Raw genomic sequence first — 5,345 nt, forward strand, 5'->3', positions numbered from 1 at the left:
GCCGATTATTGTGGCGGCATGCGCCGGTTTTCAAAGAATTTCTGCCATGTGCCGGGTTTGAGCGCGCGGAGCGCCTTGATGCGGGCGCCGACCGACGGATGAGTATCCAGCAGGCTGGGCGGCTGGGTGCTGCGATAGGGCACAAGGCCAAGCCGCTTGCGATTGATCTGATCGATATGAAGCAGGGCATCAATCATGTCTTCGGGGCCATTCAGCAAATCGCTGGCGCCATGATCGGCGGCAAATTCGCGGTCGCGGATGACGGCACGCTGAAACAGGAAACTGATGGTCGGTACCGCGCCAAACAGGACAATCATCCAGGCCGGTGGATTGAAATCGCCAAAGATAAAGATCGCCAGACCAAACAGCGCAATCGTCCATGTTGCGCGATACAGCACATCGGTAATCAGCAAAATCCGCGTATCGCCATGCCATGCATGCGCCACCTCATGGGCCAGAATGGCGCGCATTTGGCGTGGTGACAGGCCATGCACCGCATCGCTTGAAATCGCTATGGTGGTGTCGTCATTTGTGCCGGTCGTGATGGCATTGACACCTTTGCCGGGCAGCAAAAAGAGTTTCGGTTTGTGACCCAGTTCGGCGCGTTCGGACAACAGGCGGCTCATTTCATGGATGGCGGGATAGTCTTCACCCGATAGCGGACTGGCGCGCAGCATTTTCATCAAGACGTCTGGCGAGATCATCGGCGACAGCGCCAGCATCAAGGCAACTGCAATGCCAGCCGAGATGATCATCGAAATCCCGCCCAGCATCCAGGCGCAGGCCGCAAGCACCCCGATCATGCAGGCCATCAGCCCGCCCGCGTGAGACACTCCGCCGGGTTGGATGGCGAGAAACCGTTGAATGAAGCCCGGAAGTTGCGGCGTGTTGTCAGCCATGAAGGGGGTGCCTGTCGGGTTTGGTGTTGGTGCGATACCTCAAAGATAGGGCGCGAAGGGGCAGTTGCGCAAATGGCGGATCGCACGGTAGTGAAAAAAGCCTATATCAGGCAGGGTGTTAACGGCTTTGATCCAGCACAGATTTTGGCCGATCACGGGGGTGCGGGATTCGGTGCCGGAAATTCGCCAGAATTGCCTGATCAATTTGCGCGGTAAGGCAATGAAATAAAGGGCTTTGCGGCAAAATTTTAACACATCCTTATATATTCGACTAGAATAGTGGGAGTATGCCATTGGCTAGGTTGCCCGTCATAGCTTCGCTGCGCGGGTGGTTTGCCATGCGTGATTAGCAAATGGCCAAAGGCAACAGATATAAGGATTTCGCCCCTGTTTTAAGGGCGGAAAGAGCGGAAGGAACGAATGGGCCTGTTGGATAGAATCCGGCCAACCCGCAAGACGGATGCGGGACGCGAGGGGGATCGAACCCCGCTGGAACGATTGTTCTGGCGGTCGATTGCGCTTGTCGGCGGATTCTCGATGGTGATCAACCTGCTCAACATGGTGATCCCGATCTATTCCATGCAGGTATTTGACCGCGTTCTTTCCAGTCGATCGGTTGATACGCTGGCCTTGCTCACACTTGGTATTGGCCTTGTTCTGGTCTTCATCGCATCGATGGAACAGCTCCGATCGCGGGTTCTGATCCGGGTCGGGACCGCGCTTGATCTGCGCCTCGGTGGGGAACTGTTTGCCCACGTCGTGCAGCAATCAGCCCGTGGCAGCCAGATGCGCCAGCGTCCGTTGCGTGATTTGTATGGTTTGCGCGGTTTTCTGACCGGCAGCGGGCCCTTTGCCCTGATCGATTTCATGTGGGCGCCGGTCTATATCGGGGTCGTGTTCATTTTCGACACCCGTCTTGGCATGGTGGCGTGCGGTGGTGCGTTGCTGTTGATCGTGATTGCGATTGCCAACGAGGCGGCCTCCAAAATTTCTGTCGACCGGTCGGAAGAAAGCCAGAATCGCGGGATTGCGCAGGAAGAAACCTATGTCCGCAATGCCGAGGCGATGGAAGCCATGGGCATGACCCAGTCGGCCCGCCAGCGCTGGCAGGCGGACCAGTCGGATTCGCTTTACTGGGAAGGGCAAGCCAGCCGGCGCGTTGGCACATCCACCACGCTTTCGCATTTTGTCCGCCTTGCCATGCAGGTTTGCTTTATCGGTGTCGGGGCCTATCTGGTTCTGTCCGAAAGCATCACGATCGGCATCATGGTGGCGTCCATGATCCTCGGGATGCGGGGCTTGGCGCCCTTTGACGGGGCCGTTACCGCATGGCGCAGCTGGAATGCGGCGCGCAGTTCGTTTGAACGTCTTAACAACATCCTGCTTGAAAAACGTCAGACCGTCCCCGCACCCATGCCGCGCGGGCGTGGCATGGCGGTCAGTGTGGACCGGCTTGTCTTTGCGCCGCCCAACAGCCGCAACGTTTTGTTCAAGGGATTCTCGTTCAAGGCCGGGCCGGGGCAGATCATTGCGATTGCTGGATTTAACGGAGTTGGCAAGACCGCCCTTTTGAAGCTGATCATGGGCATCTGGTTGCCCGGTTCCGGGTCGGTGAAGCTTGATGATGTGGAAGCATCCCGGGTGGATCGCACCGAAATGGGCGCGCAGATCGGGTATCTGGCGCAAAACCCTTTCCTGTTCCCGGGTACGATTGCCGAAAACATTGCCCGTCTGGGCAATGCGGAAATGCGCGACATCATTCAGGCGGCTGAGCTGGCCGGTGCGCATCAGTTCATCCTTGATCTGCCCGATGGTTATGACACGCGCGTGGATCGCGGCGGACGTAACCTTTCGGGTGGGCAGCGGCAATTGATTGCCTTGGCCGCGGCCCTGTTTTCGCGTCCGCGCATGCTGCTGCTTGATGAGCCGACAACCGCCCTTGATGACAGTGGTGTCGCGCATATCAGCGAGCTGATCGAAGTGCTTAGGCGCAATGGCATCACGACCTTTATCGTCAGTCACGAGCGTGAAATTCTGTCGCATGCCGATGCCATTCTGGCGCTGGCCGATGGTCAAATCCAGGTGGTGCCGGTCAAGGGCGGCAATAAACCGGCGGCACCACAAGCAGCCCCCGAAAATGAAGAAATTTCGCGTGGTTTGCCACCGGGTGTTCGCCCGGATGAACCTGCGGCCGATGCCCCGCCTGCTGATGGGCAGATGCGCATCACGCCCAAACGGATCGAGGTACCCAATCCCGATGCGCCGCGCCCGATCGTTGAAAAGAACAGCGCCCCAAACAGCCATCCGGCGACTGCTGTGAGCGTGCCAGAAGCTGTGCCGGAGCCAGAAATTGAAGAGATGCCGGAAATCGCTGATTTCGGTTCGACGGGTGAAACCGGATCGGGCCGGGCACAGGCAGCCAAGCAGGCCGCCGGCATCGCCAAAACGGAAATGAAACCGCAGCCGACCCCGGGCGGCACGATGATGACCATGCGCCCGGTCCGCAAAAAAGCCGAAGCAACTAGGGATAGCGCTCGCAAGGATCCGCCAGCCCCGGCATCGCGTGAAGCGCGCCCGGCCAGTGCGGCAGATCTGGCGCCAAAACGCCCGGCGGCGAAACCAAAAGCACAGCCTGCCCGGAAGCCTGCAGCACAACGCAAAATGAGCGAAGCCGAGGCGATCGCCAAGGCCCGCGAAGAAGCGGCAATGCGCATGCGCAAGGTGCGCGAGGACGCCGAACGGGCCGCCGCCGCCCGCACACCGCGCCGCAGACCAGCGGACGCGGAAGATCGCCCGGCAGGGCGCGAACAGGTACGCGCCCAAACCGCCCGGCGTGGTCGCCCGCAATTGCGTGTGGTCGAAGGATCGGCTGAACGTCGACAGGGTGGTGCCTGATGTCTGGTGGAGTGCAACTTCCAACCGCGCGTGAGCTTAGCACCGACGTCAAACCGTTGGTGCGGATCGGGTTTTTAATCCTGTTTCTGGGGTTTGGCTCCGTCCTGCTGTGGGCGGGCACGGCCGAAGTCAATTCGGCCGCCACGGCCAGTGGTGTGGTCGCGCCGTTTTCCGGCCGTCAGAGTGTTCAGCATCTTGAAGGCGGGATCATTCGCGAAATTCTGGTGCGTAACGGGGCACGGGTTCAGGCCGGTGACGTTCTGGTCCGCCTTGATGATACCCGCTCACGTGCCAGTTATGATTTGCTTAATAACCGTTATCTCAATGCGCTGGCGACCCAGACGCGTCTGATTGCCGAACGCGCGCAGGAAGACTACCTGACCTTCCCGCCGCCACTTGAAGACCCGCGCTATTTTTCGATCACGGATGCCCAGCGCACCCTGTTTGAAAGCCGCCGTAGCGCCTTTCAGGGCGAGGTTCAGCTCTATGACGAGCGCATCAAGGAGCTCAGACGCGAAATTGTCGGTACGCGTGAGCAAAAGGTCGCCGCCGAGCAGCAGGTCGGGATCGTCAAGGAAGAGCTTGCCATGGTCAAACCGATGGTGGAGCTCGGCTATGCGCGTCGGACCCGGTTGCTGCAGCTCGAAAGCCGTCTGGTCGAAACCCTCGGTAATATTGGCCGGTTTTCCGCCGATATTGCCCGGATCGAACAGCAAATCCAGCAGGTCAAAGCCAGCCAATCGCAGCTGATGCGCGACCATTTGCAATCAATCAACACCGAGCTGCGCGATGTGCAAAGCGAGATTTCCGATCTTAATGAACGGCTGCGCTCGGCTGAGGATATCCTGGTGCGCTCCGACATCAAGGCACCGCGCAATGGCACGGTGACCAACATGCAGTTCACCACGGTCGGAGGGGTGATCCCGCCCGGGGCGCAGGTGCTTGAAATCGTGCCAGCCGATGATCGCCTTGTGATTGAGGCCCGCGTTTCCCCCAACGACATCGACGTCGTTTCGACCGGGCTTCCGGTCAATATCCGGGTGACCTCGTTTAGCCAGCGCTGGTTTGCACCGGTCAAGGGTACGGTGACCGATGTGTCGCCAGACCGCCTGACGGACTCAGAAGGCCGATCCTATTTCCAGGCCATGGTCGAGATTGATGCCGAAAGTCTTGGCGAGCATGAAGGCATGATTCTCTCGCCCGGGATGCCGGCGCAATTGGAGATCGTGACAGGTGCCAGAACGATTCTCGCGTACCTGTTTTCACCGATCACCACCAGCTTTGATCGCGCATTCCGTGAACAGTGATCAGGTAAAGAACATATAGGTCATAGGCGTGAAATCTATACAACCTGACAGATTCTGACAGGCCGGGCTTTCCCCTTCCAAAATACCGGAAAATATGAGAAAAAGCGCATTATTCGCCCCGGAGCGAGTCATTTGCTCTTGCTTAATCGCAAAAATCTAATTTATACTAGGGTATAAATGGATTCTGGGGCGTGTGTTCGCCGCAGAATTGGTAAAAACAATTCCCATGTAGGGAGTATGTGCT

Annotated in this window: 4 protein-coding genes; 3 read left to right on the forward strand and 1 reads right to left on the reverse strand. The window is 58.5% G+C overall.

Going from position 1 to position 5,345, the window contains the following annotated elements; translation table 11 throughout:
- Nucleotides 1-5: 5 nt before the first annotated feature.
- Nucleotides 6-899 (reverse strand): M48 family metalloprotease, encoded by an 894-nt coding sequence (locus ACXAF0_RS18705; RefSeq protein WP_475347339.1) that lies wholly within the window; start codon nucleotides 897-899, stop codon nucleotides 6-8.
- A 72-nt stretch (nucleotides 900-971) separates the two neighbouring features.
- On the opposite strand from ACXAF0_RS18705, the gene ACXAF0_RS18710 reads away from it, so the two are divergent.
- From ACXAF0_RS18710 to ACXAF0_RS18720, 3 genes are all read left to right on the forward strand, one after another.
- Nucleotides 972-1,115: a hypothetical protein gene (locus ACXAF0_RS18710; protein WP_475347340.1), complete on the forward strand. Its 144-nt coding sequence runs from the start codon at nucleotides 972-974 to the stop codon at nucleotides 1,113-1,115.
- Nucleotides 1,116-1,319: 204 nt separating this feature from the next.
- Entirely contained in the window at nucleotides 1,320-3,794 is a 2,475-nt protein-coding gene (locus ACXAF0_RS18715) for a type I secretion system permease/ATPase (RefSeq protein ID WP_475347341.1), read from the forward strand.
- Nucleotides 3,794-5,101, forward strand: a complete 1,308-nt coding sequence (locus ACXAF0_RS18720; RefSeq protein ID WP_475347342.1) for an HlyD family type I secretion periplasmic adaptor subunit — start codon at nucleotides 3,794-3,796, stop codon at nucleotides 5,099-5,101. The genes ACXAF0_RS18715 and ACXAF0_RS18720 overlap by 1 nt, the downstream gene beginning before the upstream one ends.
- Nucleotides 5,102-5,345: the final 244 nt, after the last annotated feature.

Source organism: Thalassospira sp. ABD4_177 (genome assembly GCF_056160125.1).

Bases quoted from the DNA above. Each gene is read 5' to 3' on its own strand.
- ACXAF0_RS18715 (WP_475347341.1), top strand. From the start codon at position 1,320: ATGGGCCTGTTGGATAGAATCCGGCCAACCCGCAAGACGGATGCGGGA.
- ACXAF0_RS18720 (WP_475347342.1), top strand. From the start codon at position 3,794: ATGTCTGGTGGAGTGCAACTTCCAACCGCGCGTGAGCTTAGCACCGAC.
- ACXAF0_RS18705 (WP_475347339.1), bottom strand. From the start codon at position 899: ATGGCTGACAACACGCCGCAACTTCCGGGCTTCATTCAACGGTTTCTC.
- ACXAF0_RS18710 (WP_475347340.1), top strand. From the start codon at position 972: ATGGCGGATCGCACGGTAGTGAAAAAAGCCTATATCAGGCAGGGTGTT.